22 protein-coding genes and 1 riboswitch are annotated in these 22,337 nt (G+C 74.6%); of the genes, 9 read left to right on the top strand and 13 right to left on the bottom strand.

Annotation, left to right across the window (positions count from 1 at the left end; all coding sequences use genetic code 11):
- The first annotated feature begins 6 nt into the window (after nucleotides 1-6).
- Nucleotides 7-1,710 (top strand): GTPase domain-containing protein, encoded by a 1,704-nt coding sequence (locus tag CHB94_RS14330; RefSeq protein ID WP_089337237.1) that lies wholly within the window; start codon nucleotides 7-9, stop codon nucleotides 1,708-1,710.
- Nucleotides 1,707-3,290, top strand: a complete 1,584-nt coding sequence (locus CHB94_RS14325) for a GTPase (protein ID WP_089337236.1) — start codon at nucleotides 1,707-1,709, stop codon at nucleotides 3,288-3,290. The genes CHB94_RS14330 and CHB94_RS14325 overlap by 4 nt, the downstream gene beginning before the upstream one ends.
- A gap of 82 nt (nucleotides 3,291-3,372) precedes the next feature.
- Here CHB94_RS14325 and CHB94_RS14320 read toward each other — a convergent pair whose 3' ends face one another.
- On the bottom strand, nucleotides 3,373-3,909 hold the full coding sequence (locus CHB94_RS14320; protein ID WP_254920646.1) for an ATP-binding protein: 537 nt from the start codon (nucleotides 3,907-3,909) through the stop codon (nucleotides 3,373-3,375).
- Between the two features lie 126 nt (nucleotides 3,910-4,035).
- On the opposite strand from CHB94_RS14320, the gene CHB94_RS14315 reads away from it, so the two are divergent.
- On the top strand, nucleotides 4,036-4,734 hold the full coding sequence (locus tag CHB94_RS14315) for a GAF and ANTAR domain-containing protein (protein WP_089337235.1): 699 nt from the start codon (nucleotides 4,036-4,038) through the stop codon (nucleotides 4,732-4,734).
- Here the strand turns inward: CHB94_RS14315 and CHB94_RS14310 are convergent.
- On the bottom strand, nucleotides 4,731-5,678 hold the full coding sequence (locus tag CHB94_RS14310) for a nucleoside hydrolase (RefSeq protein WP_089337234.1): 948 nt from the start codon (nucleotides 5,676-5,678) through the stop codon (nucleotides 4,731-4,733). The two genes, CHB94_RS14315 and CHB94_RS14310, sit on opposite strands and share 4 nt — an antisense overlap.
- 290 nt (nucleotides 5,679-5,968) lie before the next feature.
- Here CHB94_RS14310 and CHB94_RS14305 point away from each other — a divergent pair, with 290 nt between their 5' ends.
- A complete protein-coding gene (locus CHB94_RS14305; RefSeq protein ID WP_141137508.1) occupies nucleotides 5,969-6,823 on the top strand; it encodes a hypothetical protein in 855 nt (284 codons plus the stop codon).
- 703 nt (nucleotides 6,824-7,526) lie between these two features.
- Entirely contained in the window at nucleotides 7,527-10,100 is a 2,574-nt protein-coding gene (locus tag CHB94_RS14295; protein WP_089337231.1) for a SpoIIE family protein phosphatase, read from the top strand.
- Between the two features lie 23 nt (nucleotides 10,101-10,123).
- Here the strand turns inward: CHB94_RS14295 and CHB94_RS14290 are convergent, their stop codons facing one another.
- The 6 genes from CHB94_RS14290 to CHB94_RS14265 form a co-directional block, all read right to left on the bottom strand.
- Nucleotides 10,124-10,579: an ATP-binding protein gene (locus tag CHB94_RS14290; protein ID WP_089337230.1), complete on the bottom strand. Its 456-nt coding sequence runs from the start codon at nucleotides 10,577-10,579 to the stop codon at nucleotides 10,124-10,126.
- 158 nt (nucleotides 10,580-10,737) lie between these two features.
- A complete protein-coding gene (locus tag CHB94_RS14285) occupies nucleotides 10,738-11,556 on the bottom strand; it encodes an energy-coupling factor transporter transmembrane component T family protein (RefSeq protein ID WP_217899307.1) in 819 nt (272 codons plus the stop codon).
- Nucleotides 11,553-13,043 carry an ABC transporter ATP-binding protein gene (locus tag CHB94_RS14280; protein WP_254920645.1) on the bottom strand — a complete coding sequence of 497 codons (1,491 nt, stop codon included), beginning with the start codon at nucleotides 13,041-13,043 and terminating at the stop codon, nucleotides 11,553-11,555. Before CHB94_RS14280 ends, CHB94_RS14285 begins: the two co-directional genes overlap by 4 nt.
- A gap of 9 nt (nucleotides 13,044-13,052) precedes the next feature.
- Complete coding sequence (locus tag CHB94_RS14275; protein ID WP_089337228.1) at nucleotides 13,053-13,682, bottom strand: ECF transporter S component; 630 nt, start codon at nucleotides 13,680-13,682, stop codon at nucleotides 13,053-13,055.
- A riboswitch (TPP riboswitch) is annotated at nucleotides 13,680-13,783 on the bottom strand. Its footprint overlaps the gene before it by 3 nt.
- A 17-nt stretch (nucleotides 13,784-13,800) precedes the next feature.
- Entirely contained in the window at nucleotides 13,801-15,102 is a 1,302-nt protein-coding gene (locus tag CHB94_RS14270; RefSeq protein ID WP_176445565.1) for an Nramp family divalent metal transporter, read from the bottom strand.
- Between the two features lie 121 nt (nucleotides 15,103-15,223).
- Nucleotides 15,224-15,931 carry a Mut7-C RNAse domain-containing protein gene (locus tag CHB94_RS14265; RefSeq protein WP_254920644.1) on the bottom strand — a complete coding sequence of 236 codons (708 nt, stop codon included), beginning with the start codon at nucleotides 15,929-15,931 and terminating at the stop codon, nucleotides 15,224-15,226.
- Nucleotides 15,932-16,033: 102 nt separating this feature from the next.
- Between CHB94_RS14265 and CHB94_RS14260 the strand changes: the two genes are divergently transcribed.
- Together CHB94_RS14260 and CHB94_RS14255 are read left to right on the top strand one after the other, a co-directional pair.
- Entirely contained in the window at nucleotides 16,034-16,546 is a 513-nt protein-coding gene (locus tag CHB94_RS14260) for a VOC family protein (RefSeq protein ID WP_089337227.1), read from the top strand.
- 62 nt (nucleotides 16,547-16,608) lie between these two features.
- A complete protein-coding gene (locus CHB94_RS14255) occupies nucleotides 16,609-17,412 on the top strand; it encodes an SDR family NAD(P)-dependent oxidoreductase (protein ID WP_089337226.1) in 804 nt (267 codons plus the stop codon).
- A gap of 99 nt (nucleotides 17,413-17,511) precedes the next feature.
- On the opposite strand, the gene CHB94_RS25220 is transcribed toward CHB94_RS14255, so the two are convergent.
- From CHB94_RS25220 to CHB94_RS14230, 5 genes are read right to left on the bottom strand one after another with little or no spacing between them, the layout of a single operon-like run.
- Nucleotides 17,512-17,859, bottom strand: a complete 348-nt coding sequence (locus CHB94_RS25220; RefSeq protein ID WP_176445564.1) for a DUF1622 domain-containing protein — start codon at nucleotides 17,857-17,859, stop codon at nucleotides 17,512-17,514.
- Nucleotides 17,856-18,257 (bottom strand): DUF1622 domain-containing protein, encoded by a 402-nt coding sequence (locus CHB94_RS14245; RefSeq protein ID WP_089337225.1) that lies wholly within the window; start codon nucleotides 18,255-18,257, stop codon nucleotides 17,856-17,858. The genes CHB94_RS25220 and CHB94_RS14245 overlap by 4 nt, the downstream gene beginning before the upstream one ends.
- A 34-nt stretch (nucleotides 18,258-18,291) precedes the next feature.
- Nucleotides 18,292-18,978, bottom strand: coding sequence for an alpha/beta fold hydrolase (locus tag CHB94_RS14240; protein WP_089337224.1), 687 nt, complete (start codon nucleotides 18,976-18,978; stop codon nucleotides 18,292-18,294).
- Nucleotides 18,971-19,174, bottom strand: a complete 204-nt coding sequence (locus tag CHB94_RS14235; protein WP_089337223.1) for a hypothetical protein — start codon at nucleotides 19,172-19,174, stop codon at nucleotides 18,971-18,973. Before CHB94_RS14235 ends, CHB94_RS14240 begins: the two co-directional genes overlap by 8 nt.
- A gap of 29 nt (nucleotides 19,175-19,203) precedes the next feature.
- Nucleotides 19,204-20,220: an NADP-dependent oxidoreductase gene (locus tag CHB94_RS14230; RefSeq protein ID WP_089337289.1), complete on the bottom strand. Its 1,017-nt coding sequence runs from the start codon at nucleotides 20,218-20,220 to the stop codon at nucleotides 19,204-19,206.
- A gap of 68 nt (nucleotides 20,221-20,288) precedes the next feature.
- Here CHB94_RS14230 and msrA point away from each other — a divergent pair, with 68 nt between their 5' ends.
- Entirely contained in the window at nucleotides 20,289-20,942 is a 654-nt protein-coding gene (msrA, locus tag CHB94_RS14225) for a peptide-methionine (S)-S-oxide reductase MsrA (protein ID WP_089337222.1), read from the top strand.
- A 143-nt stretch (nucleotides 20,943-21,085) separates the two neighbouring features.
- Nucleotides 21,086-22,210 (top strand): class I SAM-dependent methyltransferase, encoded by a 1,125-nt coding sequence (locus CHB94_RS14220; protein ID WP_217899306.1) that lies wholly within the window; start codon nucleotides 21,086-21,088, stop codon nucleotides 22,208-22,210.
- Nucleotides 22,211-22,337: the final 127 nt, after the last annotated feature.

Here is a 22,337-nt window from a genome sequence, read left to right as displayed (position 1 = left end):
GGACGTGTGAGCGCCCCGCCCATCCGGCTGCCCGACGCCCTTGCGGCGCTCCGGAACCAGCTGGCGACGACGCCGCTCGGGCTGGCCACGCCGGAGCGCGATGCCGCCGCGCGGGCGGCCCGCGCCGTCCGCGACCAGATCGACGACTACCTGCTCCCCCGGCTCGGTGATCTCGACGCCCCGCTGCTGACCGTCGTCGGCGGCTCGACCGGCGCGGGCAAGTCGACGCTGGTCAACAGCCTGATCGGCGCTCCGGTGACGACCGCCGGCGTCCTGCGGCCCACCACGCGTGCCCCGGTGCTGGTCTGCGCGCGTGCGGACGTGGGCGCGTTCTCCGGCGACCGGGTCCTGCCCGGGCTGGCCCGCGTCACGGGCGGCGCTGGCGGTCCGGGAACCGTGCAGCTGGTCGCCCGGGACGACGTCCCCGCGGGGCTGGCCCTCCTGGACGCCCCCGACGTCGACTCCGTGGTCGAGTCCAACCGGGAACTGGCCGGTCAGCTGCTGGCGGCGGCCGACCTCTGGATCTTCGTCACGACGGCTGCCCGCTATGCCGATGCGGTGCCCTGGGACCTGCTCCGTACGGCCCAGGAACGCGGGACCGCGCTCGCCGTGGTCCTGGACCGGGTGCCCCCCGAGGCCGCGGACGAGGTGTCCGCCGACCTGCGGGGGATGCTGCAACGCGCCCGGCTGGAGGGCGCGCGGCTCTTCGTCGTCGAGGAGCGGGCGCTGGCGGACGGGATGCTGCCCGAGGCCCAGGTGGCCCCGCTGCGGACGTGGCTGCACGATCTCGCCGCCGATCAGGAGGCTCGCGCCGCCGTAGTCCGTCAGACGCTGACCGGCGCGCTGGCCAGCCTCGAGGAGCGCGTGGCCGGCGTCGCGTCCGCCGTGGACGAGCAGATCGTCGTGGCGGACGCCCTCCGCGCCGCGGCGGCCGCCGCCTACACCGCCGCCTACGAGGGCATCGACGACGGCGTCCGGAGCGGGACGCTGTTGCGCGGTGAGGTCCTGGCCCGGTGGCAGGAGTTCGTCGGCACCGGCGAGTGGATGCGAGCGCTGCAGGGCCAGGTCAGCCGGTTGCGTGACCGGGTGGTCAGCGCCGTCACCGGCCGCCCTACGCCGGTGGACGACCTGCAGGACGCGTTGGAGAACAGTGTGGAGCGGCTGCTGCGCGCCGAGGCCGACCGTGCCGCCGAGCGCACGGTGACCGCCTGGCGCTCCCTGCCGGCGGGCGCCCAGCTCCTGGCCGGTGACGAGCGGGAGCTCGAGCAGGTGTCCCCCGACTTCCCGGAGGCCGCGGCCGCCCAGGTGCGTGACTGGCAGGGGACGGTGCTGGACCTCGTCCGGGACCAGGGCGCGGACAAGCGGTCGACGGCCCGGCTCCTCTCGTGGGGGGTCAACGGAGCCGGGGCGGTGGTCATGGTGGCCGTCTTCGCCCACACCGGTGGGCTGACCGGAGGGGAGATCGCCGTGGCCGGCGGAACGACCGCCGTCGGCCAGCGGGTGCTCGAGGCCGTGTTCGGCGACGCAGCCGTGCGGTCGCTGGCGGCCCGGGCCCGGGAGGACCTGCAGCGCCGGGCCGATGCCTTGCTGCGGTACGAGCAGGATCGTTTCGACCAGCGGGTGGACGCCGCCGCGCCCACTCCCGACGCCGCCGAGGCGCTCCGCGCGGCCGTGCGCGAGCTGGCTGCAGCCCGCAGGGCAGTCGCATGAGCCGCCGGGAGACGCCCTTGGCCGACCGGTTGGCCGCGTTGCGCGAGGCCGTCGAGGTGGCCGAGGGGCGGCTCGAGGTCCCGGAGGTGTCGAAGGCCCGTTCCCTGCTGGCCAAGGCCGGCGCCCGCGCTGCGCTGGGCGACGCGACCGTCGTGGCCCTCGCCGGTGCCACCGGCAGTGGCAAGTCCACCCTGTTCAACGCTCTCTCCGGCAGCGAGGTCAGCACTCCCGGCGTCCGCCGACCCACCACCGGCGTCGCTCACGCCACCACCTGGGGCGAGCAGAGCGCCGACGGGCTGCTGGACTGGCTGGAGGTTCCTCGCCGGTACCGGCACGCGCCCGAGCCGGCTCTGGACGGGCTCGTCCTGCTCGATCTGCCCGACCACGACAGCGTCCGGCTCGAGCACCGTCTCGAGGTCGACCGTCTGGTCGGCCTGGTCGACGTCCTGGTGTGGGTCCTGGACCCGGAGAAGTACGCCGACGCCGCCGTCCACGACCGCTACCTGGAGCCGTTGGCCGGGCACGCCGGCGTGCTGCTCGTCGTGCTCAACCAGATCGACCGGCTGGAGCCGGTCGCGGCGAAGGAGTGCCTGACCGATCTGCGTGCACTGCTCGACCGGGAGGGGCTCGCCGCGGTCCCGCTGCTTGCCGTCTCCGGCCGGACCGGGATCGGTGTCGCCGAGCTGCGCGGCGAACTCGCCCACCGGGTGGCGGCCCGGCGCGCGGCCACCGACCGGCTCACCGCCGACGTGCGTGCCGCGGCCGCGGCACTCGGGCAGCACGCGGTCGACGACGGGCCAGCGCCCGGCCGCCGGGAACGCGCGGAGCTGGTCGAGGACCTCGGGAACGCGCTGGCCGCGGCCGCCGGGGTCCCCACCGTCACCTCCGCCGTGGAGCGCTCGACGTTGCGGGCCGGTGCCGCCCGCACCGGCTGGCCCCTCGTGCGGTGGATCCGGAAGTTCCGGCCGGACCCGCTCGACCGGCTGCACCTGGGCGACGAGCGGGCCCGCACCTCGCTCGCGCCGGCGGGAGCGGTCGAGCTGGCCGGGGTGACGACGGCGGTGCGGCGGGCCAGGGACGTCGTGGGGGAGGGCCTGCCGCAGGCGTGGCGGGACGACCTGCGGCGCACGGTGGAGGTCTCGGAGGGTGAACTGGCCGACCGGCTGGACCGGGCTGTCGCCGGCACCCACCTCGGGCCGGACCGGGTTCCCCTCTGGCAGCGCGGCGTCGGTGGTCTGCAGTGGCTGCTGGCCCTCGTCGCGCTGGCCGGGGCGCTGTGGTTGCTGGCGCTGGTGGTCCTGGGTTTCTTCCAGCTCGACGGCGTCGTCCCGCTGCCCCGGGTGGAGGGGCTGCCGCTGCCCACCCTGCTCGTGGGAGGGGGACTGCTCGCCGGCGCGCTGCTGGCCCTGGTGTCCCGGCCACTGGTGCGCATGCGGGCGCGGCGGCGCGCCCGCGCGGCCGAGCGACGGCTGCGGGCCGCGATCGAGGCGGTCGCGGAGCAGGAGCTGCTGGCACCGATGACGGCGGTCCGCGAGGACGCAGCGCGCTTCCGGGCCGCGGTGGACGCCGCCCGCCGTTAGTTCAAGGACCCGCTCTTCCCCACCTCTCGCAGGCTCGGGGCGGTACCCGGGAGCGGGCCGGTGGGGGGCAGGGGGTCCTTCTTCAGTCCCGCCGCAGCTCGGGCGAGCGGGGCTCGGGCAGCTGCCTGCGTCGGCGTTCGAGCTCCTCCCTGCGGCCGGAGGGCAGCCGCGCCCAGACGTGCTTGCGGCCGGGGCGTCGTTCGTAACCGAAGCTCGTGGACAGCTGGGCGACCAGGTGCAGGCCCATCCCGCCCAGGGCGGGATCGCGGTCGACGGCCGGAACAGGGGGGCGGTCGGGCGCCTCGTCGCTCAGGTCCAGCAGCCAGCCGCCGGGCCCCGCGACCACCAGGGCGCGGACATCCCCGCCGCCATGGCGCAGGGCGTTGGAGGCCAGCTCCTCGAAGACCAGGAGGAGACCGTCCCGCGCGTCCTCGGTGGACGCCGAGGACACGGAGGGATGGGCGATGCGGGCGCGGAGGTCGCTGCGCACCCGCGAGACGACGTGCATCGCCTCCAGCTGCCAGTGCCAGACGTCACCGGGAACGGAGGGAACGGGGGCACAGGGCCACGCGTCGTCGGCCGGCTCCTCGGCCGTGTCGCGGGCCATGTCGCTGGCCATCGCCTCCCCCTCGCGTCCGCTTCGCAGGCGAGCCGCGCACCTGCCCGGCCGGGTCCATCCTGACCGATGGTGATCGTTGACGCACGGGGGGCGGGAGATGGGCGTCCAGCAGGGCAGACTGTCGCCATGCAGCAACTGCTCCGGGACCTCGCGCGCGTCGTACTGGCCGACCGCACGCTCGAGGAGGTCCTCGGGGAGATCACTGCGCTGGCCTCCCGGGGCATCCCCGGCGCCGAGGCCACCTCGATCACCCTGCTGCGCGACGACAAGGCCTTCACCGCCGCGTACGACGGCGAGATGGCCCTGGCAGCCGACGAGCTCCAGTACGAGCGGGGCCACGGCCCGTGCATGGACGCCGGCCGGGGCGGCGTGGTCCTCCGCATCGACGACATGAACACCGAGCAGCGCTGGCCGGAGTACGTGTCCCACGTGCGCACGAACACCCCGGTGCGCGGCTCGCTGTCGGTCCCGCTGCCCTACCAGGGCTCGACCATCGGCGCACTGAACGTCTACTCCAGCCGGCCCGCCGCCTTCGCCCCGCCGGAATCCTTGGCGGCCGGGCTCGAGGTGGCCGAGACCATCGCCGTGGCGGTCGCCAACGCCGACGCGCACTGGCGGCTGGGTGAGCAGACCCGCAACATGCGGCTGGCGATGGACTCGCGGGCGGTGATCGAGCAGGCCAAGGGTGTGCTCATGGCGCAGCGGCACGTCGATGCCGAGCAGGCCTTCGAGGTCCTGCGCGAGGCCTCCCAGCGCTACAACCGCAAGCTCCGCGACATCGCCCAGGGAATCGTCGACGGGACCCAGGAGAACCGCGGGCGCTAGACCGGCCGGGCGTCCAGCGAGGCCAGCCGGGAGACGAGGAACTCCACCGCGGCCGCGCTGTCGACGTGCTCGGCCACCTCGACGGCGGTCGGGGCGGTGGACACGGTGCGCCGGTCCACCAGCGTCTGGCCGCGGCCGAAGCCGAGCCCGGTGTCGACGACGACGTCGCGCCGCACCGTGCCGAGGGTGCCGGGCAGGATCGCCTCGGTGACGGCCAGCGCGTCGTGCACGACGACGCCGGTGGTGCCGTAGGCCGTCCGGGCGTGGTCCACGTACTGCTGGAGGATGGCGGCGGCCCGCGCGCCGATCGGTCCCGCGGCGGCGAACCGTGCGATGCCGTCCTCGTCGAGCACGGTGGGCAGGGTGACGTCGAGGCCGACGAGGACCGTCGGGAGGGTCGAGGTCAGCACCGCCTGCGCGGCCTCCGCGTCGGCCCACACGTTGAACTCGGCCGCCGCCGTGACGTTGCCGCCGCGCGCCGCCGAGCCCCCCATGATCACCAGCCGGCCGATCCGGGCGGCGGCCGCAGGGTGGACCCGCAGCAGCAGGGCGATGTTGGTCAGCGGTCCGATGGCGACAATGGTGACCGGCTCCGGTGAGGCCGTCAGCAGTTCGGTGAGGGCCACGACGGCGGGTCGCGGGTCCACCGCGGCCGGGGAGGGCGGCAGCTCGACCCCGCCCAGCCCCGCCGTGCCGTGCACGTGCCCGGCCCGTTCGGGCTGTGGGTGGACGAGGGAGTCGTGCGCCCCGGCCGCCACGGGCACGTCGGATCGGCCGGCGAGGTGCAGGACGCGCAGGGCGTTCTCCGTCGTCCGGGCCAGGTCGACGTTGCCGTGCACCGTCGTCACCAGCTTCAGGTCGACCTCCGGGCTGGCCAGGGCCAGGAGGATCGCCAGCGCGTCGTCGATGCCGGGGTCGGTGTCGATCGCCAGGGGGGTGGGCACCCGGGAATCCTGTCAGCCCGCCGCACCACCCGACGCGCCGGGCGCGTCGGGCGCTCGCGGGGAATGACCGGTCGCCATCCCTCGCAATTTCACGCTCGAAAAGCGCAGCTTGTCGACAAGTTCACGGCGTGAAGAAAGGGTCGCCATCCGGTTCGGAAATGCTGCACAACGGTTAGGTCACGCGCCTTCGAGAGCTTGTCGGGAATGGCCCGGAAACGGTCCGGCGATCCCTATCTTTCTCCTTGTCCGCGGCACCTTCCCCGGCTGCGGACATGACTTGAGGAGGCGACGTGAGCGAGCGAGCGAACGCAGCGCGCATGGCCGTCGACCCCGGCGCCGGCGGTCAGGGTCGCAGCCTGGCCGGGCTGATCGACGTCCTCGACCGCGCGGACGCCGCCGGGGCGGCACGTCGCCCGCTGCCCCGCCGGACCTCCCGGCACCGGCCGGCCGGTGGGCGGTCGGGCGCCGTCCGCACCGTTCCGCTGCGCTCCGTGCAGCCGGCGCCGATGGCCCGCGTGACCACCGGGCCCCGGGTCTTCGTCGTCCCTGAGCCCGAGCGCCCCACGGTCGGCGGCCTCTCCGGCCTGCTCCGTCGCGCGGCGCTGTGGGGCGGCGGATCGCACGGCGAGTACCTGGCCTGGCGGGTGACGCCGCCGGTGGCCGCTCCACAGGCTCCGTCCCCAGCCCGGCGGTCGGTGCGGCTCCGGTCCATGGTGCGCAGACTCGCGCTCTGGGGGTCCGGCCCCGGCGGGAAGTACCTCGCCTGGGGCGGCCCCGCCTTCCCCGAGCCGCGCCCGCAGCACGACCGTCCCGTCGTGCTGCGCGAGATGCCCAGCACCCCCACGATCCAGCCCGCGGCGTCTTCCCCCGCCGTGGCGCTCGTTCCCCGCGGTCCGGCGTCGTCGGCCGGCGCGCGGGGAATGCCGCCGGTCCCCCGCGGAGCAGTGGCCGTCCCCGGCGTAAGACCGGGCGGACCGCCTGAACGCTCACGGGCCACCGGCTGGCCGACCCCGTCCAGGACGTCGCCGGCGGCGACCGGACTGGTCCGGACGCGGGGAGACCCGCTGTCCTGCCCGGTCAGGGGGTCTCCCCCGCCGGCGCGACGATCCAGGTCCCCGGGTTCCACGTGGAGCTCGTTCCCGTGAGGACCTGATCGACGCATCCGCATGCTCCGAGCGCGACCACGGCAGCCAGCCGCTGGACGCCGTCCTCCGCACGGCCCGAGCACGCCGAGACCGGTCGCCCTCTTCCCCGGGTGACCGCGACCGACGACTCGGTCCCCGAGCCCGTCCGACCCCTGCCGGCCGACATCGGCCGCGCCTGGCTCACCTCCGACGGTGCACTCCGGCCGCCGACCGACTTCGACGCACGACGGTTCTCGCCTCGACCCACCGCCGACTGCCCTGTGCAGCGCGCGGACCCTCCAGGGAGGCGCAGACGTGTGCGGCGACGCCGGCCCGGCCGACCGGAGACGTCCGCGAGGCGAACAACAGGTCCTCCCGGTACCCGGAAGCGACGTTCTCGTCCCCGGGTCTCTGACCGGTGCGGCCCTGGCCATCGGCGCCCGGCGCGCCCGCAGGGGGCGAACGCTCGCGGTGACCGGTCCACGGTCCGGCCCGCTCCCGGTCCGCGATGCTGGACGACGTCGCCTGGCCCGTGGGCCTCGTGCCGGTGGACGAGCTCCTCGTCCGCCACCCTCCCGCCGATGGGCGGGCGCCTTCCGAAGTCTTGGAGGCGCCCGCCCCGGCCAGGAGGACCCGCTGCTGGCCGGCGAATTCCGGGCCGGAATGCTGTACCGGATGCTGGGCCCGCGTGCGCCTGGTCCGCCCCTGCGGAAGGAACCTGATCGTGACCGCCCCCGAGCCGCTCGCAGGCTCCCTCGAGGGGCGGTTGGCGGCGGTGCGGCGGCTGGAGTCCACCGCGCTCGGCTCGCGGGCCCTCCAGCGGCTGACCGGACTGGTCGTCCGGCTGCTCGACGCCGACGCCGCCTCGGTCTCCCTGCTCGGCGACGTCGAGACCGTCGTGGGCGGAGACGGCCTGCCCTCGGGCAGCCTCGGTCGGCAGGTCCCCCTCGACGAGTCGCTGTGTGCGGTCGTGCTCGACCACGGGCCCGAGCCGCTGGCCGTGCCCGACGCCCGCCGGCAGTCCGGCGTCGCGGGGCTGCCGCCGATCGTCGACGGTCGTGTCGGCGCCTTCCTCGGCGTCCCGCTGGTGGTCTTCGACGGCTCGCCCGTCGGAGCGCTCATGGCCTGGTCCCGGGAGCCGCGGCCGTGGACCGACAGCGAGATCGCCCTCGTGCGCCAGCTCGCCGACTCCGTCGCCACCGAGCTCGAGCTGTCCGCCCTCGGTCGGGAGCTCGAGGCGCACCGGTTGCGCTTCGAGCTGGCCATCGACGCGGCGGAGATCGGCAGTTTCGACTGGGACCTGGTCACCGGCCGGCTGGTCTGGGACGACCGGCTGGTGGAGATCTTCGGCTACGACCGGGCGACGTTCGACGAGACGATCGACGCCTTCACCGCCCGGTGCCATCCCGACGACCGCGAGCGGGTGCTGGACGCGCTCCGGACGGCCGTCGACACCTGTGGGGAGTACGACGCGGAGTTCCGGGTCGTACTCCCCACCGGAGAGACCCGCTGGGTCCAGGGCCGCGGACGCGCACTGAGCGACGACCGCGGGGTCGCGGTCCGGCTGGTAGGCGCCGGCTTCGACACGACCTCCCAGCGGCACGGGGACGCGCGGGTCGCCCGGGTGCTGGAGGCGATGAACGCCGCGTTCTTCGCCCTCGACCGGAACTGGCGGTTCTCCTACGTCAACCACGAGGCCGAGAAGCTCCTGCGCCGGTCGCGCGAGGAGTTGCTCGGCGGGTCGATCTGGGAGCTGTTCCCCGCCGCCGTGGGCAACGACTTCGAGAAGCACTACCGGGGCGCCGTGGCCTCGGGGCGTGAGCGGGTCTTCGAGGCGTACTACCCGGCCCCGCTGGACGGCTGGTACGAGGTCCGGGCCTCACCGAGCCCCGACGGTCTGTCGATCTACTTCCTGGACGTGACCGAACGGCGCGTCGCCGATGAGCGGTCCCGCCGCAGTGCGGCGCGGCTCTCCCTCGTCGCGGAGGTCACGAGCGCGCTGTCGGAGACCCTCACGAGCGGGCAGGGCGAGGAGGCGGCCCTGCAGCGGGTGGCCGAGTCGGTGGTCCCCGTGCTCGGGGACTGGGTCATCGTGAGCCTCGTCGACGAGGACGGCCGCATGCGCGACGTCGGCAGCTGGCACCGCGACCCGGGGATGCGCCGACCCGCCGCGAGGTACGCCGAGCTACGGCTGGCGGCCCTGCAGCCCGACGCGCCCATCCTGCGGGCCATGGCCTCCGGGCAGGTGCGCACGGTGGACGACGTGGGAGCGGTGGTCGGCCGGACGCTGCCGCCGGGGGAGGTCAGTGACGTCTTCTGGCAGCTGGCGCCGCAGTCGGCGGTCACGTTGCCGATGTCTGCCCGGGGCCGGACGTTGGGGGCGCTGAGCATCTACCGCTCGCCCGACCGCGCACGGGCCGACGAGGAGGACGTCGTCACCGCCCGCGATCTCGCCGACCGCATCGCCCTGGCCCTGGACAACTCCCGGCTCTACGAGCAGCAACGCCGGCTGGCCGAAGGCCTCCAGCGCAGCCTGCTGACGGCTCCGCCGCAGCCGGACCACGCGGAGATCGTGGTGCGGTACCGGCCGGCCGTGGAGGTGGCCGAGGTCGGCGGTGACTGGTACGACGCCTTCCTGCAGCCCTCCGGCGCCACGGTGGTGGTGATCGGTGACGTCGTGGGCCACGACACCGAGGCGGCGGCGGCCATGGGTCAGTTGCGGGGCATGCTGCGCGGCATCGCCTACCGCGACGGGCCGGGGCCGGCCGCCGTCCTCACCGAGCTCGACGCCGCCATCCAGGGCCTCGGCATGGGCACGATGGCGACCGCGGCGATCGCCCGCGTGGAGCAGACCCCGGAGGAGCGGGCGGCCGGGCTCGCCCGGCTGCGCTGGTCCAATGCCGGCCACCCGCCACCACTCCTGCTGCACGAGGACGGCCGTGTCGAGGAGCTGACCACCCCGCGCGCCGAGCTCATGCTGGGGGTCGACCCGTCGGCACGGCGCACGGACTCGGTGGTGACGGTGCAGCGTGGGGCGACCCTGCTGCTCTACACCGACGGTCTGGTCGAGGGGCGGGACCTCGCCCTCGACGACGGCATCGCCCGGCTGTGTTCCGCGGTGACCGAGCTGGCCGGCGAGCCGCTCCCCGTCCTCTGTGACCAGGTCATCGAACGGCTGCGGCCGGAGGGCCTGCAGGACGACGTGGCCCTCGTCGCGATCCGGCTGCACCCGGAGGATCGGCCGCGGCCGTCCGAGGCAGGGCCGGAACGGGTGCCGGACGTGATCGACCGGCGGTGAGGCGCAGCGGTGGGCAGTGCCGCTCAGCGGCGGGGCAGGAGCGCCCAGACGTGCTTGTACCCGGCATTGACGTACCAGCCGTGCGCGGTCGACATCTCCGCGATCAGGTAGAGGCCGAGACCACCCTCACTGGGGTCCCGCTCGACGGCCGGTGACGGCGGGGCGGTGATGGCCTGGTCGGAGACCTCGATCAGGTAGGCAGCGGGGGTCAGCCGCACCACGGCCCGCACCCGCCCAGCCCCATGACGCAGCGCGTTCGAGGCCATCTCGTCCAGGGCGAGGATCAATTGATCACGTAGGTCGGCGGCCGCTTCGCCGCCTGGCCGGACGTGATCCGCCGGGCGGGCGATGGCGTGCCGGCGGAGCTCGGCCCGGACCCGCGGCAGCTCACCGATGTCCTGCAGCTCCCAGGCGAGCGCCGGGTCGGCCGGGGGCGGTGACGCCGACGGCCAGATCACCCCGGCCGCCTGCCCTGTCACGCGCTGATCCCCTTGTGTCCGTGGGCCCTCGTCCTGAGCCAACAACCTCATATCGGCAGCAGCGGGCGATCGCAAACCTGATGCGACACGTATCACTCGGGGTGAGGCTGTTGTCGACGCCGTGCTGCGGGGAGCCTCCGCTCCTTAGGGCCGGCGGGTCAGCCGACGAAGACCGGGTCCCACGAACCGGTCAGCACACTGAGCGTGACGGCGACGATGCAGACGGCGGTGGTGGCTGCCACGAACCAGGTGTCGCGCGGGTGCAGTGTGGAGCCGCGGGCGTTGGTGCGCGGGATGCCCGAGTCGAAGCCGCGGGCGTCCATCGCCGTCGCCAGGCGCGAGCCGCGGCGCACCGCCCCGACCAGCAGGGTGAACCCCACCCCGGCCAGCAACCGGGCCCGCGCCACCGGGTTGCGGCCGGCCTCCACCCCGCGGGTGCGCCGGGCCAACCGGGCGGCCTCGAACTCCGCGACCAGCAGCGGGGCCAGGCGGAGGGCGGCCAGCGCGCCGTAGGCCAACCGGGTGGAGACCCGCCAGTGGATGGTCAGCGCGTCGGCCAGCCGGACGGGATCCGTGGAGGCGACCAGCAGCACCCCGGGCAGGGCCAGCCCGATCACCCGGAGCGCCAGTCCCAGGCCGGTGAGAACGCCGGCCTCGTCGGAGAGCAGCACGTTGACCACTCCGACCGACGTCGCGCCGAGCAGCACCGGCCAGGTGCGCCGGAGGAGGTCGCCCGGCCGGGTCAGGCCTGCCGCAGGCAGCAGGCACAGCTCGGCGGCGACGACGACCGCCGGGGTGACGACGTCCAGGCTGGTGAGCAGCACCAGGGTGGCGATGGCGATGGCGATGAGCTGGGCGACGGGGTTGATGCGGGACAGCCGGACGTCGGTGACCGGCCCCAGCGCCAGGGACGCCGTCCCGGTGCTCGTCGCTCGACGCCGCGCTCGCTGCGACGCTCGCTCGTGCGTCGTCCTCACCGTGCCCATGGTTCGACTCCGCGCTCGTTCCGCTCCTCGCTCGTGCGTCGTTCGGACAGGCTCAACCGATCGTCGGCCAGCACCTCGACCACGTCGCGGTCGTGGGTCACCGCTACGACGGCGCAGCCGCGGGCGCGCTGCTCGGCCAGCAGCGTGACCAGCTCACGCCAGGTGGCAGCGTCCTGGCCGAACGTCGGCTCGTCGAGCACCAGGACCCGCGGCGAGGTGGCCAGCGCGGTCGCCACGGAGAGCCGGCGCTGCTGGCCGCCCGACAGGGTGAACGGGTTGGCCTCGGCGAACGCCGACAGGCCCAGCCGTTCCAGCAGCTCCTCCGCAGTGGCCCGCGCCGCGTCAGCGTGCTCGCCGGAGCGCAGCGGGCCCAGTGCCAGCTCGTCACGCAGTCGCCCGGTGAGGAACTGCTGCTCGGGATGCTGGAACACCGTGCCGATGCGGCTGACCAGGTCGCGGGCCGCCCAGCGGTGCGGCTCGTCGCGCCCCTTCCGGACGCCGGCTGCCAGCTCGGCTGCCGCCGTCACCCGACCGGTCGTGGGGGCGCGCAGTCCCGCCAGCAGGAGGGCGAGCGTCGACTTCCCCGTGCCGTTCGAACCGGTCACGGCCAGTGCCCGGCCGCCCCGGACGACGGCGTCGACCGGTGGCAGGGCGGGTGTCGTCGTGCCCCGGTAGGTGAAGCCGGCCGCCTCGGCGGTGAGCAGGACCGGTCCGTCCGGCGCCGGGGGCAGGAGCAGGCCGGTCGTCCGGGCGACCGGGTGCCAGCCCGGCCCGTGCTCGGTGAGCCCGCCGGGCGTCACCTCCACCACCCGGTCGACCAGGGGCAGCCACGGTTCGGCGTCGTGGTCGACGACGAGGACCGTCGTCCGGCGGTCGGCGGTGGCTCGCTCGACGGCACCGCGGACGAGGGCGGCGCCGGCGCCGTCGAGCTGGGCGGTGGGCTCGTCGAGCAGCAGCAGGCCGGGTCGGCGGGCCAGGGCGCCGGAGAGCACCAGCCGCTGCTTCTCCCCGCCGGACAGCGCCTGCGTCGGGTGGTCGCGGCCGTACGGGAAGCCCACCGCGGCCAGCGACTCGTCCACTCGCGGCCAGATGACCTCCGGCGGCAGGCCGGCGTTCTCCAGGCCGAAGGCGACGTCGTCGCCCGCGCGGGTCATGACCAGCTGGCTGTCGGGGTCCTGGGCGAGCATCCCGAGCCGTCCCCGGGCGGCCCGGGGGTCGGCGCCGTCGACGGTCAACTCGCCGACGACCTCCGTCCCCTCGGCCTCGAGGATGCCGGCCACCGCCGCGAGCAGCGTGGACTTCCCCGCCCCCGAGGCGCCGGTGACCAGCACCCGCTCACCGGGCTCGACGACGAGGTCGACGTCGGTGAGCGCCCAGGCCCGCCGCGAGGCGTGCCGCACACCGAGCCCGCGGGCGACCAGCCGCGCGGGTCCGGCGGCGGCGGTCGCCCGCGGGGAGGCCTCGCGCGGAGTGGTCACCGAAGGACGTCAGACGCGCCGGCGGCCCGCCGCGAACGAGCTCAGTGCGCCGGTGCGCGCCAGGGCCCGGACCAGCAGCAGTCCCACGACGCCGGCCAGGAGCACGCTGCTGAGCACGGTGAAGGCGAGGTAGGGCAGCGTGAACGCCCACAGGGGGTACTCGCCCGACACCGGGTAGTAGAGGCTCAGATCGAGGATCGACGTCGACAGGCCGGCGGTGGCCGCGGCCAGCAGTGCGGTGCCCCAGCCGAAGGTCCGGTAGCGGGTGAGCAGGAAGCCCAGCTCCCCACCGAGGCCCTGGACCAGGCCGTAGACGACGATGATCCCGCCGTAGGGGGAGCCGAGCAGCAGGCTGACGGCGGCCGCGAGCGTCGAGGCGAAGACCGCCGCCCCCGGCTTGCGGATGAGCAGGCCGGCGACCACGCCCGGCATCAGGAAGACCCCGTTGAGCAGGCCCTTGATCGGCGGGAAGAAGTCCAGCGGGGTGCCGGCCACCTCCGCGAAGAGGTTCCAGGCCCAGAAGACGACGCCGAAGGCGACGCCCAGCACGGCGGCGACGACGATGTCGACGGTGCGCCAGCGGTTCGTGCGCTCCGGTGCGGGCGCAGCAACAGATGTACGGACGGCCTCTCCGGCCATGGTTGTCCTCCAGACTCCCTGCGCCGGCATGACCCGGATCAGGTTCGAGGGTCTGCGGTTGCCCGCACTCTCAGCGCCGAAGCGCTCCCCTGCTGTGTGTTCGGTTGTGCCGCTGACCTTAGCCCAGGACGAACTCCAGGATCAGGTGTGCGTTGAGGCCGATGATCAGCGCGGCGACCACCCCGCCCGCCGCCGTGGTGAACGGCCGGTTGGCCCACCCGGCCATCAGGTCCCGGCGGCTGGTCAGCCAGAGCAGCGGCACCAGGGCGAAGGGGATCCCGAACGAGAGGACGACCTGGGACCACACCAGCGCGGTCGTCGGGTCACCGCCGAGGACGAGGACGGCCAGCGCGGGGGTGAGGGTGATCAGCCGGCGGGTCAGGACGGGGATGTGCCGGCGCAGGAACCCGGCCATGACGACCTGCCCCGCGTGCGTGCCCACCGACGACGACGCGAAGCCCGAGGCCAGCAGCGCCACGGCGAAGGCGATGGCCGCGCCGGTGCCGAGCTGATCGCCGAGACCCGCGTGCACGCCCTCGAGGGAGGTCGCCTGGCTGCCGCCGGTGAACAGCTGCGCGGCGATGATCAGCATGGCGGCGTTCACCAGTCCGGCCAGGCCCATGGCCAGCAGCACGTCCAGCCGCTGCGCCCGCAGGAGGCGGCGCCGTCCCTGCTCCGTGCGCCCGGCGGTGACGGCGTCGCCGTAACGGCCCGGCGTGAGCGCGGAGTGCACGTAGATGACGTGCGGCATGACCGTCGCGCCGAGGATGCCGGTGGCCAGGACGACGCTCTCCGCCCCGTCGAAGGACGGCACCATCCCGCCGGCCACCCCGCCCAGGTCCACACCGGAGCCGATCAGGGTGTAACCGAAGCCGAGGCCCACGACGAGCAGCAGGCCGGTGATGACCCGCTCGAACGGCCGGTGTCCCCGGGACTGGGCGGCCAGCAGGACGAAGGCGACGACGGCGGTGATCGCGCCGCCGACCGGCAGGGGCACGCCGAAGAGCAGGTTCAGGGCGACGGCGCCGCCGACGATCTCGGCCAGGTCGGTGGCGATCGCCACGGCCTCGGCCTGCAGCCACAGCCCCCAGGTGACGGGCCGGGGCAGCCGCTCCCGGCAGAGCGTCGCGAGGTCGCGCCCGGTGGCCAGCCCGAGCTTCGCGGTCAGCGACTGGATGAGCATCGCCATGAGATTCGCCGCGACGATCACCCAGAGCAGCGTGTACCCGAAGGCGGCGCCGCCGGAGAAGTTGGTGGCGAAGTTACCGGGGTCGACGTAGGCGACGGCCGCCACGAACGCGGGGCCGAGCAGGGGCCAGATCCGGCGGCGTGGCTCCGACGGCGCGGTCGGGAGCGGGGCGGGGCGAGCGGTGGCCAGGGTGGTCGGCAGGACGGCGGCCTCGGTCTTCGACACGTACACGGCGGCCTCGCAAGGGCGGGATGGCGGAACGGGACGAGGGAGCGTGGGCTGGCGCTCCTGTCCTGCCCGTCCGCACTGGACCGCCCGGGCCGACCTGTGGCCCCCGGGGGCCAACCGAGCCTCACCTTCCCGTCGCCCTCCTGATCATCGCCTCGATCCGGGCGGCGTGGGCGCCGTGCCAGTACACCCGCGCGCACGAGGCGCACCGGACGAACTCCTCGTAGCTGCGGCGGGTCGCGGGCTCGAGGAGGTGGGCGACCTCCTCCTTGGCCACCGGTGCCAGCGACCCGCCGCACGCGGTGCACCGGGTCAGGGGCGCCGGCTCGGGGGCGAACCGGTCGAGGACGTCGGCGAGCTGGTCGTCCGGGTGACTGCCCCGCACGAGCGCACCCCGGGGGAGCGCGCGGCGCATGAGCAGGCGGCGGTCCTGGGTGAGCAGCACCCGGTCCTCCGTCGTCGCGCGCACGACCAGATCGGGGTCGTCGGCGTCGTTGGACCAGGCGACGTCCAGGCCGAGCAGGCGCAGCCGGCGGGCGAGGGCGCCCAGGCCGACGTCGAGGAGGAAGCCGCCCGGCGGCAGGGGCTGGGGGCGCTCCACCTCGTCGACCTCGATCGTGCTCCCGGGGTACGGCCGGGCGGACGGCGGCACCGCGGCGCCGTCCAGGCGCAGCCGGCCCACCTCCGTGAGCGGCACGCCGGCCGCCTGGATCAGGTGACCGACCGTGGCATCGGCGTCGAAGTCCATCCGCCGCGCCCCGCGGGGGCGGTCCCGCGGCGACAGCAGGAAGCGCAGCCTCGTCGGGACGACGATCTCGACGCCCTCGGTCACCCCGGGCACGTCAGCCCGCTACCCGGCTGCGCGGACGGAATACTTGAAGCGTCAAGCAACTTGCCGAGGACGTACCCGCCGTCCCGTCGTCAGGAGTCCGTCATGCCTGTTCAGCGCCTCAACCACGCCGTCCTCTACGTCCGCGACGTCGAGCGCAGCCACGCCTTCTACCGGGACGTCCTCGGCTTCCGCGCGAAGACCGAGATCCCCGGCGCGGCGGTGTTCCTGCAGGCGGAGGGCTCCACGAACGACCACGACCTGGGCCTGTTCCAGATCGGCGCCGGCGCCGGCGCGTCGGAGGCGGGCCGCCGCACGGTCGGGCTGTACCACCTGGCGTGGGAGGTGGACACGCTCGCCGAGCTCGCCCGGATCCGCGACGCGCTGCTGCAGGCCGGTGCCCTGGTCGGCGCCTCCGACCACGCCACCACCAAGGCGCTCTACGCCCGGGACCCCGACGGCATCGAGTTCGAGGTCTCCTGGCTGCTGCCGGCCGACCTGATCACCCCCGAGGTCACCGAGGGTGCGGCGATGACCGCCCCGCTGGATCTGGAGCGGGAGATCGAGCGCTACGGTGCGCAGACCCGCGGCGGCGTCGGGGTCTCCGTCCCCGTCTGACGCGTGAGCCCCCGGCGGGAGGGGCACGGAGAGGGCCGATCCCGATCCGCCAGGAGGCCTCCGTGTCCCAGTCCGCGACCCGTCCGCTCGCTCTCGTCACCGGCGCGTCCAGTGGCATCGGGCGGGAGCTGGCCAGGCAGTTCGCCGAGAACGGCTTCGACCTGATCGTCGCTGCCGAGGACGTCGAGCTCGACGACGCCGTCGAAGAGCTGCGCGCCATCGGTGGGGCGGTGGCACCGGTCAGCGTCGATCTGACGAAGAGGAACGACGTCGAGCGCCTGGTCGCCGCCGTCCGTGGTGCCGGCCGCCCGCTCGACGCCGCTGCCCTCAACGCCGGGGTCGGCGTCGGTGGCGCGTTCCTGGAAACCAGCCTGGACGCGGAGATCGCGCTCGTCGAGCTCAACTGCATCGGCACCATGCACCTGGCCAAGCGTGTCGCACAGGACATGGCCGACCGAGGCGCAGGCCGGATCCTGTTCACCTCGTCGGTCGCTTCCCAGGCGCCGCAGCCCTTCCAGGCGGTGTACGGAGCGTCGAAGGCGTTCGTCCAGTCGCTCGCGCTCGCCCTCCGCGAGGAGCTGTCCGACCGCGGGGTCAGCGTCACCGCGCTGCTCCCCGGACCCACCGACACCGAATTCTTCGATCGAGCCGATGCCACTGACACCCGGCTGGGCGCCATGGAGCAGAAGGACGACCCCGCGCTGGTGGCGCGACAGGGCTTCGACGGTCTGATGAAGGGCGAGGCATCGGTGTTCGCCGGCTCGCTGGCCAGCAAGGCGATGGGCCGGCTGTCGGCGGTCACTCCGGGGCCGGTGGCAGCCAAGCTCAACCGGCAGGTGACCGAACCGGGCTCCGCGGGAAGCTGATCCGGCTCCGGGTCGCAGAGAAGGCCGGCTGCACCCTCGAGGGCCGGCTGCGTCGCTCCTACCGGTACGGCGACGGCGTCAAGCACGACGGCGACGCCGTCAGGACCGCCACGCCGGCCGCACGAGGCGGGCGACGGCCGAGGAACGCAGCGGTCCGACACGCGTGCCGGACCCGCCCCCGGACGACGACCAGGCCCGGCCGCCGACCCGCAGCCCGACACCGATCAGGCGCCTCAGGACGACGATCGACGCCACTGTGACGATGGCCTGCCAGCCGGGGTCACCGACGAGGCGCAGGAGGCCGGCCGCCAGGAGGAGATCCAGAAACACCGACAGGGCCAGTGACGGCCGGTGGGTCACCGCGAGGGCCAGCGCGCCGGCGATGAGGGCCGCCGTCCCGATGCACACGGCCAGCAGGCCCGCGATCTCCTCGAGCGCAGCGGTCATGCGCTGCGCCGCCGGTGCTCGTCCGCGGTGACGTCGACCGCGGACCCGGTCTCCTCCTGCTCGGCGACCTGGCGTCGCTCGTCGGCGATCTCCCTGGAGAGGAAGTAGTTCAGCGCCGTCCGGATCGCCGCCACCGCGGCGAGCAGACCGAGCTCCTCGAAGCTGGGTGCCACGGCCGTCCGGAGGACGTCGCTGGCCAGCTGGAACTCCAGGCCCAGCAGCAGGAACCTGCCGAGGGTCAGGCGGACGGGCACGAAGGCCTCGGTGGTCCGCCGGCGCAGGCCCACCCAGAGGAACCGGGCGAACGCCCAGACGGCGCCGGTGATGACGATCGCGGCACCGCACGCCTCCACCACGGTGACCAGGACGCCGACGATGTCGGCGAGCAGTTCTTCCACTCGCCGGGCCTACCCGGCGACCGCGCCGGTAGGCCTACAGGTCGACGGCCAGGCTCGCGGCCCCGGCCCGCTCCAGCGCCGCGGCGACATCGGGCCGCATCGGCTCCAGCCCCGCACCGGCGAGCACGACGTCCCGCACGAAGCTGTGCCAGACGTGCGCGCGCCGGATCATGCTGTGCCCGCCGGCGATGGTGAAGCGGGCCACACGGGCGCCGGCTTCCTGCGCCCGGACGGCGAAGTCGGCCGACAGCGCGGCCGGCACCCACCGGTCGCCTCGTCCGTGCATGATCGTCACCGTCCGGCCGCGCAGGTGGCTGACCGGCTCCCCGGCCGGCGTCCACGGCGCCAGCGCGCAGACCGCGCTCACCTGGGGCGCCCCGCCGGCCCGCAGCACCGCTCGGCCGCCCATGGAGTGGCCCACGAGCACGACCGGCATGTCGCCGTACTCGGCGCGGATGCGGTCCAGGGCCCAGCGGACGTCGGCGTGGGCGTCCGCGGCCACGCCGTTCCAGCCCGCGACCCGGTAGCGGAGCAGGCACGTGGTGAGTCCCCGGTCGTCGGCGGCGGCGGACACGAACTGCTCCACCGCGCGCATCCGCACCAGGGAGAGCGCGCGCTCACGCGGCGGCTCGACGCTGGCCACGGTCCCGCCGTGGCAGAACAGCGCCACCGCGGTGGTCGCGCCCTGCGCAGCCCGCGCCTCGAGGCCCGGTTCAGTCACGCCGTCGTCCGCCGCGGAGTGTGGCCCGTGCGCGGTCGCCGAGGTCGCCGGCCTTCAGCAGCGCGCGGCTCACCGAGGTGGGGCCGTTGCGGCGTTCCAGCCGGCGGCCGATGCGGCGCAGCAGCCCGGTGGTGAGGGGGACGACGACGGTCAGGATCAGCCACATGCGCAGCCGGCGGGTGAGGAAGAGCCACATGCGGGCCACTCTGCCCCACACACCACCGCTCAGTCGTCGGACAGCGTCACGATCATCTTCCCGGTGTTGCCGCCCCGGAGGAGGTCGAGGAAGGCGGGCACGGCGTTGTCCAGGCCCTCGCGCACGGTCTCGCGCACGACCAGCTCGCCCGAGGCCAGCCAGGCCGAGACCGTCTCGAGGAACTCCGGCCGCAGGTCGGTGTGGTCGCCGACGAGGAACCCGCGCAGGGTGAGCCTGCTGGCCACCAGCAGTGACATGTTCCGCGGGCCCGGGGGAGGGCTCACCGCGTTGTAGGCGGAGATGGAGCCGCAGATCGCCGCCCGGCCGTGCACGCGCAGGGCGCCGATGGCGGCCTCCAGGTGCTCACCGCCCACGTTGTCGAAGTAGACGTCGATGCCGTCGGGCGCCGCCGCCGCCAGCTGCTGCGCGACCGGTCCCGCGTGGTAGTCGAAGGCCGCGGTGAAGCCCAGTTCGTCGGTCAGCCAGGTGACCTTCTCGGGGCTGCCCGCGCTGCCCACGACCGACGCGGCGCCGCGCAGCCGGGCGAACTGGCCGACCAGGCTGCCCACCGCGCCGGCCGCGCCCGAGACGAAGACGTCCTCGCCGGCCCGGAACGCCGCGACCTGGAAGAGGCCGGCCCACGCGGTCAGCCCGGGCATCCCGAGGACGCCGAGGTGGTAGCTCGGCGGGATGCCGGGCAGCTCCGGCAGCACGCGGACGTGCTGGGCGTCGAGGACGGCGACGTTCCGCCAGCCGGCGTCGGTGAGCACCAGCGCGCCTTCCGGGACATCGGCCGAGCGGGAGGCGACCACCCGGCCGACGGCGCCGCCCTGCATGGTCTCGCCCACCTCCCAGGGCGCGGCGTAGGACTTCGCGGCCCGCATCCGGCCGCGCATGTAGGGGTCGACCGACATCACGAGCATCCGGACGACGACCTCACCGTCGGCCGGGTCGGGTCGCTCGACCTCGACGAGTCGGAAGTCCTCGGGGGTCGGCTCGCCGTGCGGCCGGGCCGCCAGCTGCCATTCACGTGCGGAGACGGGCATCTTCCGATCCTGCATGCGCCGGGTGGATGGCGTGCCATCGGGTTGCGGCGCGGGCCTACGCTCGGAGCATGTTGTTCTCCCGGTCCAAGACGCAGCCGGTCACGCCGGACGACGCACTGCCCGGCCGCCCGGACCCGCTCCCGCACGTGCCCGAGGTCCACGCCGTGAACGGCAACCGCATCCAGCCGCCGTTCCCCGAGGGCATGCAGACCGCCGTCTTCGGCGCCGGGTGCTTCTGGGGCGTGGAGAAGGTCTTCTGGGAGACGCCGGGCGTCTACTCCACCGCGGCCGGCTACGCCGGCGGGTACACCCCCAACCCGACGTACGAGGAGGTCTGCTCGGCGCGCACCGGGCACACCGAGGTCGTCCTGGTCGTGTTCGACCCGGCGGTGATCTCCTACGAGCAGCTGCTCAAGGTCTTCTGGGAGGACCACGACCCGACCCAGGGCATGCGGCAGGGCAACGACGTCGGCACCCAGTACCGCTCGGCGATCTACGTCCAGTCCCCGGAGCAGGAAGCTGCCGCCCTCGCCACCCGCGACGCCTACCAGCAGCGCCTGAAGGCGGCCGGCTACGGCGACATCACCACCGAGATCGCGCCGCTGGGCCAGTTCTTCTACGCCGAGGACTACCACCAGCAGTACCTCTACAAGGTGCCGGGCGGCTACTGCCCGGTGCACTCGACCGGCGTCTCCTGCCCCGTCGGCCTGCCGGGGGTCTGAGGAAGGACCTCGTCCTCCCCATCGCTCGCACGCTCGCGTCGGGCCCCGGGACGAGGCCGTGCCAGAACCTCACCACCCCGACGCCTCGCACGCTCGGCGCGGGACCCTGAAGGGTGGCCGGTGGCGCATTGGAAGCTATACCTGTGACCGATCCAGGTGAGTTCTTCGCCCAGCTCCGGCGGGCTCCCGACGTCGAGGCGCCGGAGCTGGTGGCGGTCGATGCGACCGACCGGCTGCTGCTCGACGAGGCCGCCGACCTGCTCGCCGGGTGTGGACCCGGGGAGGTCGCCGTCGTCGACGACGCGTACGGCGCGCTGACCCTCGGGGCGGTGGCGCTGCACGGCGCCCGCGACGTGCGTGTCGCGCAGGACCTGCTGGTGGGCGGGCGGGCGCTGGTGCGCAACGCCGAGCGGTCGGGGCTGGCCGGCACCTACCGGGCGCTGCCGCTCGGACCGGAGCTCGCCTCCGGCGCACGCCTCGTGCTGGTCCAGGCGCCCAAGGCGCTGGAGGCTCTGCGCGAGATCGCCGAAGTGCTGGCGGCGTCGGCGGCGCCCGACGTCACGGTGCTGGTCGGTGGCCGGGTCAAGCACATGACCCACGCCATGAACGACGTCCTCCGGGACTCCTTCACCGAGGTCTCGGCGACGCTGGCCCGGCAGAAGTCTCGCGTGCTGGTGGCCCGGGGCCCCCGGCCGTCGCCGTCCTCGTTCCCCCGACGCCAGGAGCACCCCGACCTCGGACTCACCGTCTGCGCCCACGGCGCCGCATTCGCCGGCACGAAGATCGACGTCGGGACCCGCACGCTGCTCACCGCGCTCGACGCTGCCGCCCCGGCCGGGTCGGCGCTGGACCTGGGGTGCGGCACCGGTGTGCTGGCGGCAGCGCTGGCCTGCAGTCGGCCGGACCTCGAGGTCGTGGCGGTGGACCAGTCCGCGGCGGCGGTCGCCTCGGCCGTCGCGACGGCGGAGGCCAACGGGCTCGGCGAGCGGATCCGCGTGGTCCGGGACGACGCCGCCGACTCCGTGCCCGACGGAAGCATCGACCTCGTCGTCTGCAACCCGCCCTTCCACGTCGGCGCCGCGGTCGTGACCGCGGCCGCCGACCGGCTGTTCCACGCCGCGGGCCGGGTGCTCCGCCCGGGCGGCGAGCTGTGGACGGTCTACAACAGCGCGCTCCGCTACAAGCCGACGCTGTCGCGGCTGGTCGGGCCCACCCGGGTCGTCGAGCAGACACCGAAGTTCACCGTCACGGTCTCCACCCGACGCTGACGCCGCGAACCGAGAAGAGCGGAACGGTCCGCACTTCCGCCGTGGTCGCTCCAGCGACCGTCCGCTCGGTCACGAGGTCCGGTACTGACGCGCCGGCGGAGCGGCCTGAGGGACGGCGGCGGCGGAA

It is taken from the genome of Blastococcus mobilis, assembly GCF_900188025.1.
Lineage (GTDB): Bacteria > Actinomycetota > Actinomycetes > Mycobacteriales > Geodermatophilaceae > Blastococcus_B > Blastococcus_B mobilis.
Note: the sequence above shows the minus strand (reverse complement) of the source record. Positions and strands in the feature narration are given on the sequence as shown.

Bases quoted from the DNA above. Each gene is read 5' to 3' on its own strand.
- CHB94_RS14325 (WP_089337236.1), top strand. From the start codon at position 1,707: ATGAGCCGCCGGGAGACGCCCTTGGCCGACCGGTTGGCCGCGTTGCGC.
- CHB94_RS14320 (WP_254920646.1), bottom strand. From the start codon at position 3,909: ATGGCCAGCGACATGGCCCGCGACACGGCCGAGGAGCCGGCCGACGAC.
- CHB94_RS14315 (WP_089337235.1), top strand. From the start codon at position 4,036: ATGCAGCAACTGCTCCGGGACCTCGCGCGCGTCGTACTGGCCGACCGC.
- CHB94_RS14275 (WP_089337228.1), bottom strand. From the start codon at position 13,682: ATGGCCGGAGAGGCCGTCCGTACATCTGTTGCTGCGCCCGCACCGGAG.
- CHB94_RS14260 (WP_089337227.1), top strand. From the start codon at position 16,034: ATGCCTGTTCAGCGCCTCAACCACGCCGTCCTCTACGTCCGCGACGTC.
- CHB94_RS25220 (WP_176445564.1), bottom strand. From the start codon at position 17,859: ATGACCGCTGCGCTCGAGGAGATCGCGGGCCTGCTGGCCGTGTGCATC.
- CHB94_RS14235 (WP_089337223.1), bottom strand. From the start codon at position 19,174: ATGTGGCTCTTCCTCACCCGCCGGCTGCGCATGTGGCTGATCCTGACC.
- CHB94_RS14230 (WP_089337289.1), bottom strand. From the start codon at position 20,220: ATGCCCGTCTCCGCACGTGAATGGCAGCTGGCGGCCCGGCCGCACGGC.
- msrA (WP_089337222.1), top strand. From the start codon at position 20,289: ATGTTGTTCTCCCGGTCCAAGACGCAGCCGGTCACGCCGGACGACGCA.